This window comes from Pseudoalteromonas luteoviolacea (assembly GCF_000814765.1).
Classification (GTDB): domain Bacteria; phylum Pseudomonadota; class Gammaproteobacteria; order Enterobacterales; family Alteromonadaceae; genus Pseudoalteromonas; species Pseudoalteromonas luteoviolacea_H.
In genome coordinates this window covers 360,943-385,151 of the sequence record NZ_JWIC01000004.1, presented here as the reverse complement: position 1 = coordinate 385,151, position 24,209 = coordinate 360,943, and the positions used below count along the sequence as shown (strand labels likewise).

Annotated in this window: 23 protein-coding genes; 12 read left to right on the top strand and 11 right to left on the bottom strand. The window is 42.8% G+C overall.

All coding sequences use genetic code 11. The features are described from left to right. Positions 1-96: 96 nt before the first annotated feature. Positions 97-1,032, bottom strand: a complete 936-nt coding sequence (locus JF50_RS04825; RefSeq protein ID WP_039608360.1) for a flagellar motor protein MotB — start codon at positions 1,030-1,032, stop codon at positions 97-99. Between the two features lie 3 nt (positions 1,033-1,035). Further along, the gene (pomA, locus tag JF50_RS04820; protein WP_039608359.1) at positions 1,036-1,803 is read right to left on the bottom strand and encodes a flagellar motor protein PomA; all 768 of its coding nucleotides are present in this window, start codon (positions 1,801-1,803) and stop codon (positions 1,036-1,038) included. Positions 1,804-2,048: 245 nt separating this feature from the next. On the opposite strand from pomA, the gene xseB reads away from it, so the two are divergent. From xseB to JF50_RS04790, 6 genes are all read left to right on the top strand, one after another. Next, positions 2,049-2,291: an exodeoxyribonuclease VII small subunit gene (xseB, locus tag JF50_RS04815; RefSeq protein WP_039608358.1), complete on the top strand. Its 243-nt coding sequence runs from the start codon at positions 2,049-2,051 to the stop codon at positions 2,289-2,291. A gap of 4 nt (positions 2,292-2,295) precedes the next feature. Beyond that, on the top strand, positions 2,296-3,183 hold the full coding sequence (ispA, locus tag JF50_RS04810) for a (2E,6E)-farnesyl diphosphate synthase (RefSeq protein ID WP_039608357.1): 888 nt from the start codon (positions 2,296-2,298) through the stop codon (positions 3,181-3,183). A 112-nt stretch (positions 3,184-3,295) separates the two neighbouring features. After that, positions 3,296-5,161 (top strand): 1-deoxy-D-xylulose-5-phosphate synthase, encoded by a 1,866-nt coding sequence (dxs, locus tag JF50_RS04805; protein ID WP_039608356.1) that lies wholly within the window; start codon positions 3,296-3,298, stop codon positions 5,159-5,161. Positions 5,162-5,868: 707 nt separating this feature from the next. Continuing rightward, on the top strand, positions 5,869-6,105 hold the full coding sequence (locus JF50_RS04800) for a helix-turn-helix transcriptional regulator (RefSeq protein ID WP_039608355.1): 237 nt from the start codon (positions 5,869-5,871) through the stop codon (positions 6,103-6,105). Between the two features lie 299 nt (positions 6,106-6,404). After that, on the top strand, positions 6,405-7,664 hold the full coding sequence (locus JF50_RS04795) for a hypothetical protein (protein WP_039608354.1): 1,260 nt from the start codon (positions 6,405-6,407) through the stop codon (positions 7,662-7,664). 152 nt (positions 7,665-7,816) lie between these two features. Beyond that, positions 7,817-8,890: a PAS domain-containing protein gene (locus JF50_RS04790; RefSeq protein ID WP_039608353.1), complete on the top strand. Its 1,074-nt coding sequence runs from the start codon at positions 7,817-7,819 to the stop codon at positions 8,888-8,890. Between the two features lie 45 nt (positions 8,891-8,935). On the opposite strand, the gene JF50_RS04785 is transcribed toward JF50_RS04790, so the two are convergent. Beyond that, a complete protein-coding gene (locus tag JF50_RS04785; RefSeq protein WP_052262134.1) occupies positions 8,936-9,424 on the bottom strand; it encodes a Spy/CpxP family protein refolding chaperone in 489 nt (162 codons plus the stop codon). 332 nt (positions 9,425-9,756) lie between these two features. Here JF50_RS04785 and JF50_RS04780 point away from each other — a divergent pair, with 332 nt between their 5' ends. Genes JF50_RS04780 through JF50_RS04770 form a run of 3 tightly spaced genes read left to right on the top strand, consistent with a single transcriptional unit; the run spans position 9,757 to position 12,771 of the window. Continuing rightward, the gene (locus tag JF50_RS04780; protein WP_039608352.1) at positions 9,757-10,443 is read left to right on the top strand and encodes a response regulator; all 687 of its coding nucleotides are present in this window, start codon (positions 9,757-9,759) and stop codon (positions 10,441-10,443) included. 1 nt (position 10,444) lies between these two features. After that, the gene (locus JF50_RS04775; RefSeq protein ID WP_039608351.1) at positions 10,445-11,815 is read left to right on the top strand and encodes an ATP-binding protein; all 1,371 of its coding nucleotides are present in this window, start codon (positions 10,445-10,447) and stop codon (positions 11,813-11,815) included. Next, positions 11,815-12,771: an alpha/beta fold hydrolase gene (locus tag JF50_RS04770; RefSeq protein ID WP_039608350.1), complete on the top strand. Its 957-nt coding sequence runs from the start codon at positions 11,815-11,817 to the stop codon at positions 12,769-12,771. Before JF50_RS04775 ends, JF50_RS04770 begins: the two co-directional genes overlap by 1 nt. On the opposite strand, the gene JF50_RS04765 is transcribed toward JF50_RS04770, so the two are convergent. Then, positions 12,726-13,622 carry a cation diffusion facilitator family transporter gene (locus JF50_RS04765; protein ID WP_268747806.1) on the bottom strand — a complete coding sequence of 299 codons (897 nt, stop codon included), beginning with the start codon at positions 13,620-13,622 and terminating at the stop codon, positions 12,726-12,728. The two genes, JF50_RS04770 and JF50_RS04765, sit on opposite strands and share 46 nt — an antisense overlap. 269 nt (positions 13,623-13,891) lie before the next feature. On the opposite strand from JF50_RS04765, the gene trmL reads away from it, so the two are divergent. Continuing rightward, positions 13,892-14,356, top strand: a complete 465-nt coding sequence (trmL, locus tag JF50_RS04760) for a tRNA (uridine(34)/cytosine(34)/5-carboxymethylaminomethyluridine(34)-2'-O)-methyltransferase TrmL (RefSeq protein ID WP_039608349.1) — start codon at positions 13,892-13,894, stop codon at positions 14,354-14,356. Between the two features lie 108 nt (positions 14,357-14,464). On the opposite strand, the gene recA is transcribed toward trmL, so the two are convergent. Together recA and JF50_RS04750 are read right to left on the bottom strand one after the other, a co-directional pair. After that, a complete protein-coding gene (recA, locus tag JF50_RS04755; RefSeq protein ID WP_039608348.1) occupies positions 14,465-15,514 on the bottom strand; it encodes a recombinase RecA in 1,050 nt (349 codons plus the stop codon). A 65-nt stretch (positions 15,515-15,579) separates the two neighbouring features. Next, positions 15,580-16,071, bottom strand: a complete 492-nt coding sequence (locus tag JF50_RS04750; protein ID WP_039608347.1) for a CinA family protein — start codon at positions 16,069-16,071, stop codon at positions 15,580-15,582. A 22-nt stretch (positions 16,072-16,093) separates the two neighbouring features. Here JF50_RS04750 and mutS point away from each other — a divergent pair, with 22 nt between their 5' ends. Then, positions 16,094-18,676, top strand: coding sequence for a DNA mismatch repair protein MutS (gene mutS / locus JF50_RS04745; protein ID WP_039608346.1), 2,583 nt, complete (start codon positions 16,094-16,096; stop codon positions 18,674-18,676). Between the two features lie 49 nt (positions 18,677-18,725). Here mutS and JF50_RS04740 read toward each other — a convergent pair whose 3' ends face one another. Beyond that, positions 18,726-19,991, bottom strand: coding sequence for an outer membrane protein transport protein (locus JF50_RS04740; protein WP_039608345.1), 1,266 nt, complete (start codon positions 19,989-19,991; stop codon positions 18,726-18,728). Between the two features lie 255 nt (positions 19,992-20,246). On the opposite strand from JF50_RS04740, the gene JF50_RS04735 reads away from it, so the two are divergent. After that, on the top strand, positions 20,247-20,570 hold the full coding sequence (locus JF50_RS04735) for a hypothetical protein (RefSeq protein WP_039608344.1): 324 nt from the start codon (positions 20,247-20,249) through the stop codon (positions 20,568-20,570). Here the strand turns inward: JF50_RS04735 and JF50_RS04730 are convergent. The 4 genes from JF50_RS04730 to rpoH form a co-directional block, all read right to left on the bottom strand. Beyond that, positions 20,530-21,807, bottom strand: coding sequence for an HD-GYP domain-containing protein (locus JF50_RS04730; protein ID WP_039608343.1), 1,278 nt, complete (start codon positions 21,805-21,807; stop codon positions 20,530-20,532). The two genes, JF50_RS04735 and JF50_RS04730, sit on opposite strands and share 41 nt — an antisense overlap. A 151-nt stretch (positions 21,808-21,958) precedes the next feature. Next, positions 21,959-22,294: a ribonuclease E inhibitor RraB gene (gene rraB, locus JF50_RS04725; RefSeq protein ID WP_039608342.1), complete on the bottom strand. Its 336-nt coding sequence runs from the start codon at positions 22,292-22,294 to the stop codon at positions 21,959-21,961. Next, on the bottom strand, positions 22,294-23,004 hold the full coding sequence (locus JF50_RS04720) for a 1-acylglycerol-3-phosphate O-acyltransferase (protein ID WP_039608341.1): 711 nt from the start codon (positions 23,002-23,004) through the stop codon (positions 22,294-22,296). Before JF50_RS04720 ends, rraB begins: the two co-directional genes overlap by 1 nt. Before the next feature lie 134 nt (positions 23,005-23,138). After that, positions 23,139-24,002, bottom strand: coding sequence for an RNA polymerase sigma factor RpoH (gene rpoH, locus JF50_RS04715; RefSeq protein ID WP_039608340.1), 864 nt, complete (start codon positions 24,000-24,002; stop codon positions 23,139-23,141). Between the last annotated feature and the right edge of the window lie 207 nt (positions 24,003-24,209).

Below are 24,209 nucleotides of genomic sequence, written 5' to 3'. Positions count from 1 at the left end.
GCAAATTTATATAATTTAGACATAAAAAACTCCCTTATAATAAAAAACTAAAAGCTTTAGTACGTTAGCCCAAAACGCTGCTCGACGCAATCTTTTCTAGTTATTTTCCCGTCTAACTTCAATAGGATCGGACTCTTTCGCTTTACCTTGTAAGATAGAGATTTCAACACGCCGATTTCGTTTTCTATCTGTGTCATTAGCATTTGGTACTAAGGGTCTAGTATCTGCATGCCCCACTACGACCATTCTATTTTTATCAAAGCCGCTGACTGTTTGCATCTCACTGGCAACCGCAACCGCTCGGGTCGCTGATAAGTCCCAATTGTTAAAATACAGTTCATTAGATACTTGGAAATCATCTGTATGTCCTGACACAGTGATCTCTCCAGGGACATCTTTAAGTAACTCAGCAATATCATGTATTACCGGTTTAAATTTTGGCTGTAAAAAGGCACTGCCCGATGGAAATGAGCCATTTTCTTGGATGCGAATGATAATTTGCTGGCCGAGAGACTCTAGCTCAATGGCCCCATCCATAATTTGCTTTTCTAGCTGTTGAGAAATTTTCTTTACCAGCTCGTTGACCTGTTCTTGATCAGCTGCCGAGACCGCTTGAGTCATTGACTGTTCTTGTGCAGTACTGGCTGACTCACCGCCTCGCTTATTGCCACGTTGCTCTTGACGACCACCAGCCGAGCTCTCCTCCCCAGCCTGAAATTCTAACATTTGCTGTGTCATTTCCACGGTCTGTTGTTGAATGGTTTCAATCGGGGTCGGCTCTGGCTTACCTGGAGTAAACTCCATGGCAATGACACTGGTCCCCTTTGGGATGTCTTTTACTTCAATTTTATTCTGTACACCGAATGCAAACTTCATTGAACCTGCAATTTGCTTAAATTTCAGAACATCCATCTCAGAAAACGCCAATAGTAGAACGAAGAAACACATCAGCAATGACATAAGGTCTGCAAACGTCCCCATCCATGCAGGTAATCCGGGGGGCGGGCATTTACATTCGTTCTCGTCTGACATCAGTTACTCCTCACCACCATCACCACGTTTAGACTCCGGCAGGTAGTTTTTCAAAATGCCTTCAATCACCTTAGGGTTTTGACCATCTTGAATACCCAAAATGGCATCTAAAATAAGGCGTTGATTTCTTTCTTCTTCGTCTTTTCTGAGTTCAAGCTTCACTTGAATTGGAATGGCGACAACGTTCGCTAAAAAAGCACCATATAACGTCGTTAAAAGTGCAACAGCCATTGCTGGACCGATTGCTTTTGGATCATCCATGTTTGACAACATCGCAACAAGGCCAATCAGCGTACCAATCATGCCCATCGCAGGCGCAATATCGGCCAGCGACTTAAATAAACCTGCACCAAGCTCATGTCGGTTAGCAGTCAGCGCAATATCTTTTTGCAATGTTGCCCTGACCACATCTGCATCGTGGCCATCGACTAACATATCCACTCCCTTTCTCATAAAAGGGTTTGGTATTTCTGCCTCTTCAAGCGCGAGAAAGCCGCCTTTACGTGCAGAGTCAGCAAGCTCTACCGCTTTTTCAATCAGCTCTTCAGGCGTTTCAATTTTAAACATGAAGGCTTTGCCCGCGACCTTTCCTATGCCTAAAAACTGGGCAAGGGTGAAGTTAGACAAAACAATGAAGATTGAGCCACCGAATACAATAACAACAGACGGTGTATTGTAAAACATGGCAAGTTGCCCATCACTACTTAGTACCATAGACATGACAATAAGGCCTATAGCACCAATGATACCTATAACGGTTGCTAAATCCACACACCCTCCAAAGGCATTAATTCGCGAGCTATCACGCAGTTATTCTTATACGTTGAGTTATCGGCAAGTTTTCCAATAACTTAATTCAATTATATTAAAAAGCCTTTAAATTGCGAGAATTAACCCGAACTAACAGATCAATTTCTCCACTTTAGACCGTAAAAAGTCTATCAGATACTTTGACCTCTTTCTTTATAACCAATAAAATTGCTCTCCTAAAGTTTTGCTTGAGAGTAAAAAAAGATATGGCGGTCAAAAAACCTGAAAATATGAGCTTTGAAGAAGCTGTCAACGAGCTTGAGTCCATTGTTCAAGAAATGGAACATGGTGAGCTGACATTAGAGCAATCGTTAAAACAATTTGAACGAGGCGTCAAACTTGCTCAAGCGTCTAATCAAAAGCTTCAACAAGCAGAACAGAAAGTCAATATTTTACTCGCCAATGACGAAACGAGCGCGCCAAGCGAGTTTACTGATCAGGTAGATTAATTGCGTGGAATTACATCAAAGACTAAACATCGCTAAACACGATGTCGAACAAACAGTCAGCGCCTACTTTGAACAAGACTTAGATACCGATCCTACCGCAAAAGCGGCGGCATTATACTCTATTAGCAATGGCGGTAAGCGTCTGCGCCCATTCTTGGTCTATGTGACTGGTGAAATGCTAGGTGCAGATATAGAAGACTTACATATTGCGGCAGCTGCTGTGGAGTGTATTCATAGCTATTCGCTTGTGCACGACGATTTACCGGCAATGGATGACGATGACCTCAGGCGCGGTAAGCCAACTTGCCATATTGCGTTTGATGAAGCGCAAGCTATTTTGGCCGGTGACTCTCTACAAACCTTGGCCTTTGAGTTTCTCGCGTCGCATCAATTCAAAGTTCCGGTCGCGCAACAAGTTGCGATGATTAAATCCCTTGCAAAAGCCTCTGGCTTGCAAGGCATGGTAGGTGGCCAAGCTTTAGACATTGCAGCAACAGATAAACAAACAAGTATTCAAGCACTTGAGCATATACACAGATTAAAAACCGGCGCTTTGCTCAATTGTGCAATCGAGTTGGGTGCACTATGCGCTCCAAACATTACAGACTTAACTCGTAGTCAGTTAAAGGACTTTGGCTTAGCTATTGGATTGGCATTTCAAGTTCAAGACGACATTCTTGATATTGAGGGCGATACAAATACCCTAGGTAAACCGCAAGGCTCTGATTTAGAGCATAATAAATCAACCTACCCTGCATTACTTGGCATGAAAGGCGCAAAAGAGAAAGCACAAATTCTGATAGACCAAGCACTTACAGCGCTAGAAAGTATAGACGCTGATACTCGCTTGTTGGCACAGCTTGCCAAGTACATTATTGCGCGGGACCATTGATTATCGCCTAAAACACATGACTATTTAATGACAAGTTCCCTTTAAATTTATAAAACTATCGGCAAGCTTTGTATATAATTGGGCAAGGTTTGCTAAGGATATTACGAATAATATGACTCTTGATAGTAGCAAGTATCCATTATTGGCATTAGTTGATCAGCCACAACAGCTTAGGCAGTTGCCACAACAGAAGCTGAACGACTTTAGTGCTGAGTTAAGAAACTATTTATTAGATTCTGTCTCTCAAAGCAGTGGTCACTTAGCGTCAGGTTTAGGCACCGTTGAGCTTACTGTCGCACTTCATTACGTGTATAACACCCCTATAGATAGGCTCGTCTGGGATGTTGGCCACCAAGCTTACCCACATAAAATACTCACGGGCCGAAAAGAACAAATGCACACCATTCGTCAAAAAGATGGCTTGCATCCTTTTCCATTTAGAGAAGAAAGTGAGTATGACACCTTTAGTGTGGGACACTCGAGCACATCAATATCTGCTGCGTTAGCAATGGCAATTGCCGCTGAAAAAGAAGGTAAAAATCGCAAAACTGTCGCCGTTATCGGTGATGGTGCAATGACCGCCGGTATGGCTTTCGAAGCGATGAACCATGCAGGTGATGTCAAATCAGATATGCTGGTTATCTTAAACGACAATGAAATGTCTATTTCAGAAAATGTTGGCGCACTAAACAATCATTTTGCGCGCATTCTTTCTGGTAGTTTTTATACCAATATTCGCGAAGGTGGTAAAAAGCTACTCTCAGGTGTACCACCTGTCAAAGAGCTTGCCAGTAAGGTGGAAGAACACCTCAAAGGTATGGTGATCCCAGGGACCTTTTTTGAAGAGCTTGGCTTTAATTATATCGGCCCCATTGATGGTCATGATGTCGATATGTTAGTCGATACGCTGCGCAATATGCGTAACTTAAAAGGCCCGCAACTTCTGCATGTCAAAACGCAAAAGGGCAAAGGTTATCAACCAGCAGAAGCGGATCCCATAGGCTATCACGGCGTGCCTAAGTTTGACCCAAGCATTCACAAGCTACCAAAAAGTAAGCCAAGCGCACCTACTTTCTCAAAAGTATTTGGTGATTGGCTATGCGATATGGCAGAACAAGATCCTAAGCTAATGGCCATTACACCGGCGATGCGAGAAGGCTCAGGCATGGTGCGATTTTCTAAGGAACACCCAAGTCAGTATTTTGATGTCGCTATCGCAGAACAGCATGCAGTGACGTTGGGTGCTGGTTTTGCATGTGAAGGTTTAAACCCAGTTGTTGCGATTTATTCGAGCTTTTTGCAGCGCGCTTATGACCAATTAATTCACGATGTCGCAATCCAGAACTTGCCTGTGCTATTTGCTATTGATAGGGCTGGGATCGTCGGTGCCGATGGAGAAACCCATCAAGGGGCTTATGATTTAAGCTTTATGCGCTGTATTCCGAACTTAGTGATTATGGCACCGAGCGACCTCAATGAATGTCGTCAAATGCTGTACACCGGCCACACACTCAATCAACCTGCGGCAGTGCGTTATCCACGCGGCTCTGCTGGAAGTATTGAACCAGCTGCTGAAATGACACAGTTACCGATTGGTAAAGCAAATACGCTGCGTGAAGGAAATAAACTTGCCATATTAAACTTTGGTACGTTATTAGATAACGCACACAGTGTCGCAGAACAATTAGATGCCACACTGGTCGATATGCGCTTTGTGAAGCCACTCGATGAGTCTTTATTGACCACGCTTGCACAGACGCATACTCACTTTGTGACATTAGAAGACAATGCAATTGCTGGTGGTGCTGGTAGTGCCGTCAGTGAATATTTTGCCCAGCAAAATATTGCCCGCCCTGTCAAACATTTAGGTATTCCAGATGAATTTATCAAGCATGGAACACAAGATCAGATGCACGCAGAAATGGGATTAGACAGCGATGGGATCCTAGCGGCAACAAGTAGCTGGATGGAAAGCTAAATCTATAAGCGTGGTTGTCAAAGCAACCACGCTTATTGCCCTACAATACGGTTCAGTGATTACAGCCACTAAACAGTCACCCCAACACCTCTACCTCGCCCCAATTAGTGCTTAATTAGCAACAGTATTATTAGCACTGAACAATAAATATCTGTTCTTTTTATATTTTCACTTATTGATGCCACATATTGTATAACGCCCCGATAAAAACAGCTGAAAAATTAAAATAATCATTAAAAATCCAAATATAATCATGATGATAGAGGCAGACAATCTCTCTATTTGCGCTTAAATAAAGTGCTTGATTTACCTTCGATAGCTAAAAGTTGCAAGAAATTATGAGGAAATTAATACTCAACACGCTGTGAAAATAGGAGTAAGTTTTTACCCTATGAAACATTTCATATTGTTGAATAAACAATAGACAGTATTAATTTTATGTGATAAAAGTTTGTGAAAATTACATTATATATACGAGCTTAGTATTGTGATTGTCCGTACTCGGCAGTGTATCAATGAAGATTTAATCAACACATGTAGATTATCTAAAAGCGCAGCATATGTTAGCTAAATAATAAACAATTAGGGCACAGCATTAAATTGTTACTCAATAAATACAATAGATAACCAATCATACATGTTATACAGGGTCGTCTTTTTAAAGTGTTGTAAATAAGTAACGGAATAGATGTTAAAAGGAACAGGAAATGGTAGATTTTTTTGCAAGGTATATCACAGGTGATGATCTGAGAGCATTGCGTAAGAAAAAAGGGGTAACAACCGCAATCATGGCAAAACACTTGGGTGTTTGTCGTAAAACATATGAAAATTGGGAACGGGATGTAGGCCAACCTAAGTTAAATCAGTTTTTTGCGATTTGCGCTTTCTGTTCTATTGACTTGAGCGAGTTGATAACCAAAATAAGAGGCCACCAAAGCTCTTAATCAAAAAGCATCATCACACTCTGACAATAGGTTTACTTCAATATATAGACCTATGTCAGGGGCTTTTCTCAATACTCGACCCCATAAGAAATTTAACAATGACAGAACCTTGCCTTGACTCGGTTCATCTGCCCGATTTTTTACACTTATGGCTAATGTTGATAAAGTTTCATGTTTATAAACTCTCTTTAAAACATAACTTTATGTTTATTAAATAAACCAGTTTATGCCCTCATATTGCATTTTTTCTCTATTTCTTATCAATATAAATTCGACACAACATGATAAGGATAATTACTATGTTCAAACACACAATCACCCACATACTGACAGTGTTCAGTTTCATGCTCATAAGTATGAGTACCAGTGCCGATGAATACGCAGTCGGTGTCACGTATTTTACAGCGACCGATTACAGCCGTACCGAGAACCTCACCCCCAACCACGCTGATTATCGAGAAATATTAATCAAGATTTGGTACCCAACAACCATGCCCTCCCCCTCAGCAAGCTACCTTCACTTTCACACACAGCAATTCCCCTACTCCACTGCAACGCCCACAGACAATCATTTTCAGCTTCACCGATATTTAAAAACATTGCCCTTCGAATTAAGTATAAACGCGCCTTTAGCACAAAGTTCATCTCCTTTCCCCGTTGTCATGTACTCACATGGTTACCAATCAACGGTAGAGGATAAAGAAATCTTAATGATAGCGCTGGCAAAAAAAGGCTATATCGCAGTCAGCGTGGGCCATCCACATCATGCACAGTTTGTTACCTTGAGTGATGAGCAAAGTGCCACTTATGATCAAGATGCACGCGCCAACGACTTTTATATCAGTGAATTAGCTGATGTTAATTTTGAGGAACTGGTTGCGGAACTTGACTCTTTGGCTGGCGTAGATCTCAATGATGAGCAAGTAGAGCGTGTATATCAGTTAATGAGCTGGACTGAAGGCGACCGCAAGGGCTTAGATTTATGGGTCGCGGACATGCATTTCGCATTGGATCAACTTACACGCCTTCAATATGGACAATACTGGGGCATGCACTACGCCGGTGAGCATCTAAAAACATTTAAAGGCCAGTTGGACCTATCTCAATTAGCAGCCATTGGGCTCTCTTTTGGTGGCCCAACTGTCGCGGCTTTTTGCCATCAGGTATATCAATGTAAAGGGGCAATCAACTTCGATGGGTTACATTTTAATTTGTCCCCAACAATGCCATCATTAAAGCCTTATTTAATGATGCATTCCGAGTTACCACTCAATGGCGATTACAGCGTCGTATTCAACCAACAAATTGCCGATACATATATGCTTCAAATTGACGGTGCACTTCACTGGGACTTTTCAGACTACCCTTATGTGTTTCCATTTGACCGCAATAGGCCTTACCTAGGCAGTATAGACCCTTACCTTGTCACTGATATTGTTAACTCCATTAGTTTAAAGTTTATCGATGTCTATCTTAAAGAAACCGCCACTAAAACAGAACTGACTGAGCTGTTAGAAAGCTATGCGCCCGTGCGATTTAAGAGCAAGCTAGGTAACTAACTTATAACTTGCCACATTCCCCATCACTTCTTTTACTGCCCCCTCATATTACGGGGGCATGCTCATGACATTTATACGGGCTAATTTTTGGCATTTTTACTGTTCCAGACGATACTTAAATCCTAAACATACGCCACACAATAGGCCAAATCATGCCAAGCCAAGCAAAAGACATGGAAGAAATGCTGTTTTTTAGCCAAATGCTCAATGAATGCTCTCCCCTTGAGCTACTAAAGCAAGTTCTAATGCATTCCCATCATGCCATCGTCATCACTGATGCAGATGCCAGTGCAGGCTACCGGATCATCTACGCCAATCCTGTATTTTGCCGCCATACAGGTTATGAGTTAGCAGAGCTTGTTGGCATGTCTCCACGCATATTACAGGGGCCCAAAAGCAACAAGCGTATCATTGAGAAATTAACACCCGCACTAAAAGAGCATGGCTTTTTTTACGGGGCATCGATTAACTACCGTAAAGATGGCAGCATGTACCCAGTTGAGTGGAATATCTCTGAAATTAAAAATGAGCAAGGGGAAGTCACCCACTATATGTCGATGCAAAAAGACCTCAGTAATTTTCACCGCCTTGCCAAACAAGTTAAAAAGAGCAATGAAAACTTTAAGAACTTTTATCTATCAACCACTCAAAAAGATAAATCCCATGAAAACAAAGCGGTGCTAGATTCACTCAAAGACAACCAAAAAATCTATGCGGGTGGCCTGAGAAATGATGAAAATGCCGATTTATTTGAGGATGCTTTTTTTGACTTTTCTCCAGATGAAATGGGAGCTTTAGGAAATAAAGTAGACAAAGGAGAGCTCAGCGCCGACGATTTTTGGCAAGAAAACCCGATTGATGATGAAGACATATCCTCATTAGTTGAATCGATTCAGGAAGTTGATGTTGAGCTTGGACTATTACAATCACAAGGACAAAGTAAAGAGCGCCTTGAAAACATCGCCAACGGCTTTAAGGAAGTTGCCAATAATCTCTATTTTTGTGTTGAGTTCAACGACGGCGCCTTGATCATCGATGAAGTCGCCAATGTGTTAAAGGAATTAGAAGAGAGTTACGAATTCCCTGTTGATGTACTCGTGACATTTAATAAGGAAGTATACGAGTGGTTAGACGGTGCCGTCATCACCAAAAATGCAGACAACATATTTGAAGGCGAAAACAATACCATCGCCGCAGGCAATCAGTTGCTGCTTTTTTTAAAGTAAAACAAAAGGGCTGAATAAACGATATCAGCCCTCATAAATGGCTCATCAATTGTCATTTTGATGATGTTTTCTCGCCATCAGTTTACGTTTTCTCTTGGCGATTTTGCTACGCTGTTCATCAGTAAGAATATGATGGATGGCATGTCGTGCTTCCAACATTGTCAACATAAAGGCTTGTTTTTTAGGTGAGCGTTCTTCTAACAAAAGCTGGGCTTGCGTTTTATCGAATGTATCTGCTTCAATGATAGCCTTAAATGCCTCACGAGGTTTAGCGGGGTACGCCTCTTTTAAATCCTCTAACTGCGCTTTATAAGTGGCAAACACGGCTTTGAGCTCTGTTTGCTGCGTTTGTGTCAATTCAAGATGACGAATCGCCTTGTCTGACAATAACCGCTTTTCTAAATGAGCAAATGGCTTCATGTGATGACGCTTTACTGTTTGCGCATGTGCTGTTGCTTCACTGGCGAATGTCGTGTGTGGGATCACTCCAACACTGATACAACTTACTAGTAAAAAACTGGCTAATTTATTCATCAAGGTATCTCCGGTTGATTGTATTAATGCGAAAAGTCGCTCTTACTCCTTTTAACTGAGCGCGCCTTGTATTCATGTCAGAGTGAACTTTAGCAAGCCTAAAGAAAAGCAACGTCAAGCTAACGTAAAGTTTTGTCAAAAGTGATTACAACGCATCTCAGAACTCTATTTTCCGCAAAAATGTGCAAATATTATTGAAATGATGAAAACGCATTGAGATCCACGCCAACCATGAATTGAACGTCTTTTAGCGTAAAGAAGTGTAAATTCAATTCGAAGCCTCTTATAGTTAAGTACAATAACCTCACAAGATAGTTGAAAAAGAAGCCACTATGAGCACGTCAATTCTCATCATCGACGATGATCAGTCACTTTGCGAATTACTGACAGAATACCTAGAAGCAGAACAATTTGATGTCGAATGCAAACATGACGGTGAACAAGGCTTACATAGCGCACTCACAAATGAATATGGCGTTATCTTACTAGACGTGATGATGCCTCAAAAAGATGGCTTTGAAGTATTAAAGTCATTGCGACTTGAAAAAATGACCCCTGTGATAATGCTGACCGCGAAAGGGGATGATTTTGACAGAATATTTGGACTAGAGCTCGGCGCTGATGACTATATCCCCAAGCCATTTAATCACCGAGAATTACTTGCACGGATCAAGGCCATCACGCGCAGAGTCGCCCACTTGACCCAACATAACACGCCTCTGAGCATTGAATTCCATGGTCTAGTGCTCGACATGGCATCGAGAAGTGCCAGTATACATAATCATACAATCCCTTTGACAGGCACAGAGTATGAAGTGTTATATCAACTGATGAAATCAGCGGGTGAAATCGTCAGTAAACAAACCCTATGCCAAAGTGTGTTAGGCCGCCCTTTAGTCGCTTATGATCGTTCCGTTGATATGCATGTCAGTAATGTCAGAAAAAAATTGGCGCAACACAGTGAACACACGTTTATCAAGACATTGCGAGGATCAGGATATATTTTCCTAACAGCTTAATATGAAAAAGTTTTTAGCAATCAAGGTCTTTTTTTGGTTTTGGTTAACCGTCTTATGTACTTTATCTCTTTTGATCAGCGTGAGCTTATTGCAGCCTGATACATTGGCAACGAAAGACATCTCCCCACCGATGCTCAAAAACTTATTTCACTTGCAAAGATCAATTGAACGCCATGCAGAGCGCTCACCTGACAAGTCCATTGAACACATTATTTCAAATCGTCGGCATGGCAAACGTGCCAAGGTCTATCTCAAGCATATCGAACCTGAAAAAAGCTTAGTCAGTCACCCAGATCTCTATAATTATGATTTAGCGCTTTTAAACTTTGCATTGGACGGCGAACCTAAAGCCATCAATACTGACAAATTTCGCGCATATGGCCCATTAAAAATGCATATGCGCGGCGACGACTTCCAATTGTTTATGATTTTAGATCACCGTGAAGGCGACCTCTTTCTTAAAGTCAGACTGATGCCACAGTGGTTAAAACTCGCCATCATTTTATTTGCCAGTATGTGCCTAAGTTACTGGTTTGCTCGAGGACTTCTTAAGCCAATTAAACAACTGCAAACGGCAGCGGCAAAGCTTGCCCATGGAGAACTCAATACACGGGCTAACGTAGATACCCACCGCCAAGACGAACTTGGGCAATTAGGAAAAGATTTTGACTCTATGGCCTCACAATTAGAGTCCCAAGTACTTAGCCAAAAACGCTTAATTGCCGATATCTCTCATGAGTTGCGCTCCCCCCTTACCCGTTTGCAGATGGCAACAGGCATCGCATCCAGCAAGGCCAGTGGTGATTTAGATAGTTACTTACAGAGAATCGAAAAAGAGTCTCAACTGCTTGAACAGATGCTCAGTGATATTTTACAGCTCTCCAAGCTGGAGTCTGGTATCAATCACTTCGCGCCACACCCTATATCGATTATTGACTTGCTTGCACCTGTAATCAATGATGCCGATTTTGAAAGCCAACAGCTAAACAAGGCCTTAAGCACCAATGAGCTGCCAGATGCCATTATTGATGGAGATGAAATTCTGCTCAGCAGAGCCATCGAAAACATTATTCGAAATGCGCTCAAATACGCCAAAAGTCAAGTCACAGTCACAAGTCTCATAGCAGAGCAAGCTCTTATACTCACAGTATCCGATGATGGACTGGGTGTCAGTGATGATATGCTTGATAAGCTGTGTATTCCATTTTATCGCGCCTCGCAATCAAGAACCCCAGATAGCAACAAAGCTGGCGGGTTTGGCCTCGGCTTGGCGATTGCACAACACGCGATAAAAGTGCATCATGGGCACATCGAATTTAAAAATCAGCAAGGTCTTCATGTGACCTTAACGATCCCACTACAGCAACCTTAATGTTTTATAGTCACAGTGCATCCTTGGGTGATAACCAGCCAGAAATAGAGCAACATTGGCAAGCTGGTACGAAAGGCCATATCAGCACACAACTCGGTAACGTATTTTATTTTCGTCATATCCCAGCATGTGCCAAATACACATTGGTGCTGGTGAACGGTCGGATAGAAAGCACCTATAAATATAAAGAATTACTCTGGGAATTGGCTAAAAATAATATTGGTGTTGTGACCTTTGATCACCCAGGGCAAGGCTATTCTGATCGCCTCTTGGCAAATCATCAAATAGGACACATTGACCACTTTGCGCAATATCGCGAAGTATTGAGTCTCATTATTACAGAGCAAGTTACTCCACACACTAAAAATTGGCTGTTTTTAGCGCACTCAATGGGCGGTGCCATCGTGCACAACTACCTTGCATACACGCCAGCAACAAGCGCCAGAGGGGCATTTCTCAGTGCACCGATGTTTGAAATCAACACATCCCCTTACCCAACTTGGTTCGCAAAGTGGATTGCGAAAGCAGCTTGCACACTGGGTAAAGCCACACATTTTGCCATTGGTCAGCAACCTTATCAGCCAAAACCATTTGCAGATAATGAACTTACAGGGTGTAGCGCTCGATATCACGTATTTAGAGAACTGTACGCACAGCACACAGAACTACAACTCGGCGGAGTGAGTTTTGGCTGGTTAAATGCGGCGCTCAATGAAACCACCAGCAAGCAACCACTACCAAGTGCTGTTCCAATCAGTATCGCCAGCGCTAAGCATGACAGTATCGTCAATAGCCAAGCACACTTCTCTTTCGCCTCGCAGTATGCATTGTGTACTATAAAAAGTTACCCTGGTAAACACGAACTGCTCTGTGAAGTAGATGCTATTAGACGAGCAGTGCTTATGCAGTGCTACGAATTTGCAGACTCGGTGACACTCAACGAAACCGGATCTTGATGCACAAGCACATCGATTTCTCCTTCACTATTCGCCTGGATCCGTGCAACCACTTCATCCGCAATTTGATGTGCCTCCATCAAGGGCATATCGTCATCAAGCTCTAGGTGAAGTTGCACAAATTTAATTTTGCCGCCTTGGCGCGTTCTTAAGTTATGCACACCATATACGGCTGCATGTGAGGTAGCAATGGCCACTATTTCGGCTTTTTCTTCCTCAGGAAGCTCCTTATCCATTAAGTGATCCGCACTTTCTCGAGCAATGCCCCAGCAATTGTACAGTAAATATAAAGCAACCCCGATAGCAAACACGGGATCAGCCCAACCAATACTATAATGACTCAACATCATCGCGATAAGTACAGCAATATTAAGCAAGATATCACCTTTGTAATGCATTGAGTCTGCTTTTATTGCTAAAGATTGGGTGCGCTTTACAACTTGGTGTTGAACTGCAACCACGAGCAAAGTGCAAATAATGGCAAATATGCTTACCCAGACCCCCAGTAAACTCTGATTAATTTCAACGGGGTTAAACAAACGCTCAATACCATGAAAAGCCAGTAAACAGGCTGAACCAGAAATAAACGCAGCTTGACCAAGACCTGCGAGTGCTTCCGCTTTTCCATGACCAAATCTATGGTCATCATCAGCAGGGCGAAGCGCATAACTCAGAACAAAAAAGCTCATGAGCGAAGCGGTCACGTCCAACATAGAGTCGGTTAATGACCCCAGCATCGCAGCACTGCCTGATGAGAGCCAAGCCCACGCCTTCGCGGCAATCATCACTCCCGCCATAATAATGGTAAAAATACTTGAAAAACGAACTAATGCGTCATAATTTCGCGCCACACTTCCCCCTCAATAACGCCGGCGACCATCCTCTCATCATACGACAGATCAGCTAATAGGTAGAAACTTTGTGCCAAAAAACAAATAGCTACCATATTAAAGTATCAACCCATTTGCCTGTCTAGCAGACATAAGCCTTTTTTAACATAGACTGTTTTGTTGGATGAGAATTAATAAAAAGTCCATCAGACCTTATAACCTCTCTATATTATCTAGTTGCACAACGTCCAATAAGCTATACTGCGCTCAAATTGAGTTAGAGGTTAATCATGTTAGACATCGTTTTATATCAACCTGAGATCCCACCAAATACGGGTAACATTATTCGTTTATGTGCCAACACAGGCTATTCATTACACTTGATTGAGCCGCTGGGATTTGATTGGGATGACAAACGTGTAAGGCGTGCAGGACTGGATTACCATGAATTCAGTGAAGTAAAGCGTTACCCGTCTTACGAAGCATATTTAGAACAACGCAAGCCTAAACGTGTATTTGCATGCACAACCAAAGGCAAAGCTTATCACCATGCACCAAAATACCAAGCTGGTGATACATTGTTGTTTGGACCTGAAACCCGAGGTCTGCCTGAAGAAATTATTTTTTCTCTACCAGAAGATCAAAGGCTAAGAATTCCAATGAAACCAGATAGCCGCAGCATGAACTTATCTAACGCGGTATCCGTATTCGTATATGAGTCTTGGCGTCAGTTTGAGTTTGATGGCGCGGTATAAAACACCTTACCAAAAATTGACCCCATGCTAATTGGGTTAGATTAGAAAAATCAAAAAAGCCGCTATTAAGCGGCTTTTTACTCTAGATTACTCGCTAGATATGAGGAGTTATAGCTTGTCTTCTACCTCTGCAAGGCCTTTATCTTCACCTTCCTCATCTTTAATGGTTGCTTGAAGTAATAACATTTCACGTAGTTTGCCTTCAATCTCGTCAGCGATTGCCACGTTTTCTTTCAAGAACTTAATTGAGTTCGCTTTACCTTGACCAATCTTATTGCCATTGTAGCTGAACCAAGCACCCGCTTTGTCGACTAGCTTGTGCTTAACACCTAAGTCAATTAGTTCACCCTGCTTAGACGAGCCTTCGCCATACATGATGATGAATTCCGCTTGCTTAAATGGAGGCGCAACTTTATTTTTAACAACTTTAACACGTGTTTCGTTACCCACAACCTCGTCACCCTCTTTCACAGAGCCGATACGACGGATATCTAAACGGACTGATGAATAGAACTTAAGTGCGTTACCACCAGTGGTCGTTTCAGGGTTACCAAACATCACACCAATCTTCATACGAATTTGGTTAATGAAGATACATAGCGTGTTTGAACGCTTGATGTTACCAGTTAATTTACGTAGTGCTTGCGACATCAAACGCGCCTGAAGACCAACGTGAGAGTCACCCATGTCACCTTCGATTTCTGCTTTAGGTGTCAAAGCAGCTACCGAGTCAACAACAACAACGTCTACAGCACCTGAACGTACTAACATGTCACAGATCTCTAGCGCCTGCTCACCAGTGTCAGGTTGAGAGACCAGTAAGTCATCAACATTTACACCGAGCTTTTCAGCATATACTGGATCAAGTGCGTGCTCTGCATCTACGAATGCACAGGTTTTACCCATTTTTTGTGCTTGGGCAATAGTTTGTAACGTCAGTGTTGTTTTACCTGAAGATTCAGGTCCATAAATTTCAACAATACGACCAGTTGGCAGACCACCGATACCCAAAGCAATATCCAGTCCCAATGAACCAGTTGACACTGACTCGATGTCTAAAGCTTGGCTATCACCCAGCTTCATGATTGATCCTTTACCAAATTGACGCTCAATTTGCGACAATGCAGCATCTAATGCTTTTTGTTTGTTATCGTTCATCTGTTTCTCCAATCTAGCGTAATGCGAACAAGTATACTGTATAGAATTACAGTATCAAGAGCCTTTTACTGATTTATTAAAGAAATTATTTTTTCTAAAATAAATTCAATAGCTTGCAACCTAACTTCCGCTCGACCTCCGGGAAACACTTGCATAAAAGTCTGTGTATCCCCCTGTATATCTATTGCAAACCATACAGTACCAACAGGTTTTTCTTTACTGCCGCCACTTGGCCCTGCAATGCCAGATACCGATATCGCAATATCTGCTTTACCCGCAGCTCTTGCGCCTGCGGCCATCTCAATGACTGTCTGCTCACTGACTGCGCCATATTGAGCAAGCGTTTGCTCTGATACGCCCAGTAATTCACGCTTCGCCTCATTGCTGTATGTGACAAAGCAACGATCGATATAGGCAGAGCTTCCCGGCGTATCTGTGAGCGCATAACTAATTCCACCACCAGTACAAGACTCAGCGGTAGTGATCACGAAGCTTTTATTCGTTAGAATAGCGCCCAATTGTGCCGCTAATGCGGCGATTTTAGTGTGTATTTCCATACAAAAAACCTTAGGTAGAAGCATGTCATTAGATCTTTATTCTGAACATACTATAAAGCAACAAACACCTATGATGCAGCAGTATCTTAGGATCAAAGCCCAACATCAAGAGATCCTGCTATTCTACCGTATGGGTGATTTTTACGAATTATTTTTCGATGATGCCATTCGCGCCGCACAGCTACTCGACATTTCGCAAACACATCGCGGTAAAGCCGGTGGTAATCCCATTCCAATGGCGGGTGTACCCTATCATGCCGTAGAGAACTACTTGGCAAGATTAGTGCAAATGGGTGAGTCAGTTGCGATCTGTGAGCAAGTTGGCGACCCTGCAACCAGCAAAGGCCCGGTTGAGCGCAAGGTTGTACGCATTGTCACACCGGGTACCGTCACTGATGAAGCCCTACTACAAGAGCGTCAAGACAACTTGCTTGCTGCAGTGTGGCAAGATAAAAACAAATATGGCGTTGCCTATTTAGATATCAACTCTGGGCGCTTTAATGTTGTAGAGCTGGCAACGGACGAAGCGCTGATGTCAACGTTACAACGCTTGCAGCCAGCTGAATTACTCTATCCAGAGTCATTTCAAAATTTAATCGTACTTGAGCAAGTCAAAGGCTGTCGCCGTCGTCCAGATTGGGAGTTTGACTTAGACACCGCCAAACACCTACTTTGCCAACAATTTGGCACCAAAGACTTGATCGGGTTTGGTGTCGAATCGGCCTCTGCGGGATTAATTGCAGCAGGCTGTGTCATGCAATATGTCAAAGATACCCAACGTACAGCACTGCCGCATATCAGAGCCATTACCTTAGAGAAAAATGAACACGCTGTGATTTTAGATGCAGCAACGCGCAAAAACCTTGAGCTCACAGTCAATTTATCTGGTTCTATCGATAATACCCTGGCACAGGTACTCGATAAAACAGCGACGCCTATGGGGTCTCGTTTACTTAAGCGCCGGATCCATACACCGGTCCGTGACCGAGCTGAACTGAATGCACGTCTAAACGCCATCTCAAGCATAATCGATATGCATTTAGGTATTGAGCTGTATGATGCCCTGCGTCAAATAGGTGATATTGAGCGTGTCGTCGCAAGGCTTGCACTGTGCAACGCAAGACCACGAGATTTAACGCGTCTTCGCAGTGCATTGCAAGCACTACCGCCACTACATCAATTGTTAAATGAGAGTGATGATGCGCGCATCCAACAGATCAAAGCGCAATCTCCTGAGCTACCTCATTTACAAGATTTACTCGAGCGCGCAATCATCGACAACCCGCCAGTGCTGATCAGAGATGGTGGCGTCATTGCCACAGGCTATAATGCGGAATTAGATGAGTGGCGTGCGCTCAGTGAAGGGGCAACCGATGTCTTAGAACAACTAGAAGAGCGGGAGCGCGAGCGTACTGGTATCAGCACCTTAAAAATCGGTTACAACAAGGTGCATGGTTTTTATATTGAGATCAGTAAAGGCAACGCGCACCTTGCACCACCTGAGTATATTAGACGCCAAACCCTAAAAAATAATGAACGCTATATTATTCCTGAGCTAAAAGAGCACGAGGACAAAGTCCTAGGCAGTCAATCCAAGGCACTGGCGCTTGAAAAGCAGCTATATGAGCAATTATTTGAATTAATTGCCCCTTATCTAGAGCAATTACAAACAATGGCTGCGGCACTGGCAGACTTGGATGTATTGAATACATTAGCTGAGCGCGCACAGACACTGGATTACTGTAAACCAGAACTCACCTCAAGCGATGAAATCAATATTCAAGCTGGTCGCCACCCTGTGGTTGAACAAGTCAGCAGTGAGCCCTTTATTGCAAACCCAGTGCACTTGAGCAATGACAGAAAAATGTTGCTGATCACAGGTCCAAATATGGGCGGTAAATCAACTTATATGCGCCAAACCGCGTTGATTGTGCTAATGGCACATATTGGTAGCTTTGTGCCTGCAAGCCATGCGCACATTGGCCAAATTGATAGGATCTTTACTCGTATTGGTGCAAGCGACGATCTTGCCTCAGGGCGTTCAACCTTCATGGTTGAAATGACTGAAACCGCTACCATACTCAACAACGCAACCGAGCAGTCTTTGGTATTAATGGATGAGATTGGCCGAGGCACCAGTACATACGATGGCCTATCACTGGCATATGCCACAGCTGACTATCTTGCGAATAAAATCTCTGCCAAGACATTATTTGCAACCCATTACTTTGAGCTTACTGAGCTAGCTGAGCAGCAATCTGGTCTTGTTAATGTGCATCTCGATGCGGTTGAGCACAATGACACCATAGCATTCAAACATACCGTACTCGAAGGCGCGGCAAGTAAAAGCTTTGGTTTACAAGTAGCAGGCCTTGCTGGTGTGCCAAAAGCCGTTATCAAGTTAGCCAAACAAAAACTCACACTGCTTGAGCAACATCAAAGTGTCGTGGATGGTGTCCAGCCAACAACAGTACCTCAACAACACAGTTTAGTACTCAATACTGAACCTTCTGAAGTAGAGCAGCTTCTAGAGTCTATTGACCCAGATGAGCTGACTCCAAAACAAGCGCATGCTTTGCTTTATCAGCTAAAAGACAAGCTATAACAAAAAGGGCTGCACCATCGCAGCCCTTTTTCTTACATTGGGTAGAACGTTAAAGTGTATGGTTATATTGCAAACCAAATACTGACGCATGACCTTTTGACTTAAAGCCCCACTCGCTACCGAAATTATCTTTTTCAACAAAGCGCTGCGTTTTACCTCGAATGATGCTCACACCGACATCTAAGCTTGAATTCGCCGTTAATTGATATTCTGCACCAAATGAGTACCAAATACGGTCTGTATCAGGAATAGAGATGGACATATGATTTTCATCCGCTGGTGACTCATCATACGCAAAACCTGCACGTAACTTAAGCACTTCGCTCCACTGGTGATCCGCGCCAATTGAGTAACGTAACGAGTTACTGAAGTTTTCGTCCTTTGTGAACACAGTGCCAACATTTTCAACATTGGCCGCTAGTGTTTGGAAGCTATTCCAGCCAGTCCACAAAATGCTGTAATGTAGCGCAGTTTGTTTGTCTAACTTGTGCGAGCCAGATATTTCAGCAATTGCAGGTAATGTGATTGCAACGCTACCAGGTAAAGCCTGTCCACCCGTACCATTGAAAGGCGCGACTGCTGGTAGCTGGTTACTGAAAGTGCCTTTAAATGTAATGTCTGTTTCACTGCGGTAGTGAAAACCAAAGCGATGGTCTTCGTCAATGTTAAACACCGCCCCCACATTCCAACCAAATCCAGTATCATCACCTTCTAAGTTTACGACCTCAGTATCACTAGGTACACCAAACGTATTTACACCTAGGTTTCTAAGAATTTTCGCATCAGCATAAACATGGTTTAGTCCCGCCGCGATGCTCCACTGCGCATTAACTTGATAGGACGCTGCAATACCGGTGTTAATAGTCACGATTTCAGTTTCACCTGCAATTTGACCAGCCACATAGTCGTCATCAAACTCGGTTGCCAGCCCAAACTGAGAATACATACCGCCACCTACAGACCATTTATCATTAATATTGGTGGTGATAAACGCGCTTGGCACAACCGCACTTGGGGCAATACTGCTATTATCTAGTGCTGATGCAGGTACACCATTGTTAGTACTCGTACCTTGCAAACTCACATCCGGTTTGACATACATCGCAGATACACTCACCTGCGTCCCCTTTAGTTTATTCATCAATGCTGGGTTACGTGAAACCACCGATGCATCATCCGCGACACTGGCCTCGCCCGCGTATGCTCTGCCTAAACCGGATACATTTTGCTCAGCTAACTGAAATGCAGCTGCTAAACCCTGCGTTGATGTGATCATTGCGCCTGCACCTATCAGTGCAACCATAATTCTGTTCATTCTTGCCTCTTAATTTCTAACCGCAATAAAATTAATGGTTTGACACACTACAGAAAACCGAATTAAAAATCCTCAACTTTGACACTTTTAACCCACCAATTGCGTAAAATAAAAGCTTTTAATTACTTTTAATAACAAGTCAGACCAGAAATTAAACATTCATCACACAACTATAAATGAGACTAATTCTCAATATCATTGAACCATGTGCGAGTTTCACATATACTCTTTGCCATTCAAGTGAGGAGAATAATCATGATGGTGTTATTGATTATGGCAGCGCTGCTGTTTTCAGGCGTCAGCGTGTACTGTTTATGTAAAGCAAACTATTGTGCGTGCCAGCGCGCCGGCCAGTGTGACAACCCAGTAAACCATTACTGGTTAGGCGCCATCATCGCTGCGCTATTTGCTTTGGCTTGTTGTTGCCTTGCTCTGCATAGTGAAAAAGGCACCTTGCTTTGGATTGTATTGATGTCTAGCTGTCTTGCAGGTGCACTGCTCTCAGCCAAGGTACAAAGGTTAAAACGTTGCAAGCAGGCTAAACAAGCAAATTCTCTTGCAACAGACGGGATAAATTAATCTGGTAGTCGATTGGTCTCACATTTGACACAATTTTAATATCATTTGTGGCACTGAGATCGACATCTTTCAGTGTAATTTGATGCATGTGTTTCACGTTATAAAACACGCGAACAATCGGTGATGTAGGTGAGCCTTCATTACCCGCCATTACCAACCCTAAACGGTCATTGGTCAGCTTTACTAATGTGCCAACGGGGTGTATCCCAATACACTTGATAAACTTTTGCACCAATACCGCATCAAACTGGTCTTTGTTAGATAACAAAAAGCGCAGAGCATGCACAGGCTCTATGGCCTTCATTGCTGGCTGATCCGTTGTTAACGTTGCATAGGTATCGACAATGGCCATAACACGTGCAGCTTTACTTAACTTATCTTGCTCAAGTCCCCGTGGAAAACCACTGCCATCTAGGCGCTCATGATGATTTACAATCATGTCTATCATCAAAGGGGTTATTCCCTTTTCCTCTTTAACCATCGCCACAGAATAAGCAACATGTCTTTGCATATAGCGCGTTTCATTGTCACTCAGCGGAGTCGTCTTCTCCTGAATACTTTGCGGCACCTTACTCCTGCCGATGTCATGCAGCATCGCAGCCATCGCCATTTGTTCTACCACATGAGGCTTCAGGCCCAGATATTTAGCAAAAATGGTCATCAAGATTGTGCAGTTGATCATATGACGCCAACTAAACCCACGTTTGTCTTTGAGACGGGTTAAAATCGCCATAACATTACTATTTTGAGTCACTGACGACACAATCTCTTTACTGATGTCATTGACCAAATGCATCTGTAGTGCTTCGCCACCGAGAATATTGCCATAGATCAGTTGCAGCTTTTTATTCTGCATTTCAAATTGATTCAACGCTTCAGAAAAGACTTCAGCGGTGGGCAGCGGATTCGTTCCTACTGAAGTTAACAGCGCATCGGTGTCCTGCTCTATTTCAGTGTCTGGCGTTTCAGCCTGAGACGATGATGCTCTCTGTACGCTGTGTGTTATTGTGCTATTGGCGGCATCCGTCTTGATAAAACGCTCAGGTACAGGCACCTGGCTTTGCGTAATATCAATATTGAGTTCTAAAACACCATCCGCTTCGAGCTGTGTGATTATCGCCGAATTACGCACCATCCCTCGTGACTTTAATTTAATATCTGCATCAGATCTTAATTTATGAACACTGTCCACAAACATACCTGGTACAAGTTCACTAATGGGAATTGTTGCGTGCATGGTTCCTAAGAGAAGCTTTTTTAATCAAACGCAATAATATGCATAGTTACGACAAAATTGTCTACTATAAGATCAAAATACAAGAATAAAGGATTAGAAAAATAGATAGAGAGAAGTCCATTTCTTTCTCAAAGGGTGCTACCTGACTGAATTAGTCTTGGAAGTAGGTACCCCAACCATCATATTCAACGCCAGTTTGCTCTGCAATTGCAACCAACTTAGTCACGTCTTCCAGGATAACTTCGGCGTTTAATTCAGCTTCAACAACAATATCAAAGCCCCATATTTTACCACCGTCTTCCAGCTCTAGCTCAGCTGGCTCTTCAACATCATAACCCAGTTTAAATGCAGCTAATGCGGCCTCTTCCAGCTTATCAAAGTTTTCACATACAAAGTGATGCTCAACCTCATACAGCTTTTCTGGATTGGAGCCGTCTTCAAGAAGCGACTCAACAATGTCTTCACTGATCTCTTGCCAATTTTCCATCAGCTTTTCTCACCTTTATCTAATTGTGCGATTTTATCGGCCATCTTAGCATGAATGCGCACCGCATGCTCTCTTGCCGAGCAATCCTCTGATAACTTAATCGGTGCCAGCATTGAAATATAAACTTTGCCGTTGTTCCAGCGATTAAGCTTAATTTTATCTTTCGTTGAACTCATGCAGACTGGAATAATTGGCACTTGAGCATTTTTTGCAGCGTGAAAAGCACCGGTTTTAAATGGTAAAAGGCCACGTCCATAGCTGCGCGTCCCTTCGGGAAACATCCACAGTGATAAGCCTTTTTGTTTGATCTTCTCAACCGCTTTATCTAACGTACCCACCGCTTTAGAGCGATTTGCACGGTCAATTAAAATATTGCCAGAGAGCCAATAAAGCTGACCAAAAAACGGGATCCACTTAAGGCTTTTTTTACCCATACTGACAGTGTTTTGCGGTACCACAGCAGGCAAGGTAAATAAGTCATAGTTATTCTGGTGGTTTGCAACGTACAGTGCAGGGCCAACCTCAGCCACTTCTGGTGCTCTGTCTATCACTAACTCAACCCCGATTACCTTGGCCATAGAGCCAAACCAAGAGGCGATAACGTGCACATTGTTGCGATGGAAAGGTCTTACAATACACAGTGCCAATCCAAAAATACAACTCATAATAATAAATATGGCCATTGCCAAAATTCGTAATAAAGCTAACAAACTCAGCGCTCCTAAAACTTGATCGATGCATTATAATCAAATAAGCGTACACTTGTAAGCTCAATTTTTTATGACACAAAAAAATACCGCCCCATAACTGGAGCGGTATTTAAAAATCTTGAATGCGTTAACGCTTAGCTCATCGCTGCTTGCAGCTTTTTCATAGCCGACTTCTCAAGCTGGCGAACGCGTTCAGCAGAAACACTATATTTGTCAGCCAAGTCTTGCAGTGTCGCCTTATCTTCCGCTAACCATCTCGCTGCTACAATATCCTGAGAACGCTCATCTAGCGTCTTCATTGCCGCCAGCAAACGATTTTGTGCTTGCTGCTGATACTGCTCTTCTTCAATTACTTCAGCAATGTCACTGTTTGAATCAGCGAGATACTGAACTGGTGAAAAGTTGCTGCTTTGCGTCCCTTCATCTTCATCTGACCCTAAATCGAAGCCCATATCTTGGCCGCTCATACGCGACTCCATCTCACGGACTTCTTTTTCACTGACACCGAGCTCAGAAGCTACAGTGCTCACCTCTTCTTGATTAAACCAACCAAGACGCTTTTTATTCTTACGCAGGTTAAAAAACAGTTTACGTTGTGCTTTTGTTGTCGCAACTTTGACGATGCGCCAGTTTTTAAGCACATACTCATGAATTTCAGCTTTAATCCAGTGCACTGCAAACGAGACTAGTCGCACGCCCACTGTTGGGTTGAAACGTTTGACCGCTTTCATCAAGCCAATATTACCTTCTTGGATAAGGTCAGCTTGCGGCAGGCCATAGCCTGAGTAACTTTTAGCAATGTGTGCTACAAACCTGAGGTGAGACATAATGAGCTGTTTTGCGGCATCTAGGTCGCCATTTTCATGAAGACGTGTAGCAAGCTTATGTTCCTTTTCAGCGTCCAGCATAGGAATCGTGCTCACAGCTTGCAGGTATCCTTCGATACTCGCACTTTGCTGTCCAACTGTTAATGCCATTGCATATGTGTCTTTACTCATTTTTCACCTCAGTGATAAATTCTTTCGTTTATTTTAGCACTCTAACCCTTAGAGTGCTAACTGAAATCTACTACTTTTCTAGCCTAAAAATCAAGCTTTTTATTATTAACAATAAATGAATAAATAAGATATTGATTTTAAAGAAATTTATCAACTGTAAAATTTAACAGATTGAAGCAGACAGAAAAAAGGCAAGCAGACTGATGA